Here is a 1,063-nt window from a genome sequence, read left to right as displayed (position 1 = left end):
GCCGCCGCGCGCGCTCCAGCTCGAGCACGCCGTCGCCGCGCCCGTCAGCGTCGAGGTCAACGCGCGCAGCATTCCCAATTTCGAGCCGCGCGACCGCTCGCGCACGCGCTTCGGCTCGCTGGATTTTCGCAGCGGCCTGGTGCTGACCTCGCCCTATCGCGGTTTTGGCGGCCTGTCCGGCCTTCGCTTTCTCGACAACAAAGGTGAACGCTTCCTCGCGATCTCCGACCAGGGCGGCTGGTTCACCGGCACCATCCGCTATTCCGGCCGCGAGATGGTCGGGCTCGCGGATGTCGAGGCGGCGCCGCTGCTGGGCGCGGACGGGCGGCCGATCACGGACAAGCGGCTCTGGTACGATACCGAGTCGCTCGCGCGCGACGGCAGCCTCGTCTATGTCGGGCTCGAACGCGTCAACCAGATCCTGCGCTATGACTTCGCCAAGGGCGGCACCCGCGCCCGCGGCGAGGTGATCGCGGTGCCGCCGGCCTTGCGCAAGCTGCCCTACAACAAGGGGCTGGAGGCGATGGTGGTCGTGCCCAAAAGCCAGGGGCAGGTGCTCGCGGGCACGCTGATCGCCTTCTCCGAGCGCGGGCTCGACGCCGACGGCAATCTCGTCGCGTTCCTGATCGGCGGCCCGACGCCGGGCCAGTTCAGCGTGCGGCGCTCCGAAAACTTCGACATCAGCGACGCGGTGCTGCTGCCCTCGGGCGATCTCCTCATTCTCGAGCGCAAATTCTCCTGGTTCACCGGCGTCAACATCCGCATCCGCGCGATCCCCTTGAAGTCGATCGCGCCGGGCGCGCTGGTCGACGGCCTCACGCTGTTTTCCGCCGATCTCGGCCACGAGATCGACAACATGGAAGGCATCGACGCCCACGTCACGGCCGAGGGCGACACCGTGCTGACCCTGATCTCCGACGACAATTTCTCGATGCTGCAGCGGACGCTGCTGCTGCAATTCACGCTGGTGGAGTGAGGGCGGTCTCTCCCCGTCATTGCGAGCGCAGCGAAGCAATCCAGTCTTGAGCCTCCCCTAAATCGGTGGACACCTGTAGCTTAGGCC

General features: G+C 67.3%; 1 protein-coding gene. It reads left to right on the top strand.

From position 1 onward, the window contains the following. The coding region (locus CWO91_RS42265) for an esterase-like activity of phytase family protein (protein WP_130221181.1) at nucleotides 1-976 on the top strand (976 nt) is incomplete at its 5' end. Nucleotides 977-1,063 lie beyond the last annotated feature (87 nt).

Source organism: Bradyrhizobium genosp. SA-3 (genome assembly GCF_004212635.1).
Taxonomy (GTDB): domain Bacteria; phylum Pseudomonadota; class Alphaproteobacteria; order Rhizobiales; family Xanthobacteraceae; genus Bradyrhizobium.
This window is presented reverse-complemented; position numbering and strand designations above follow the sequence as displayed.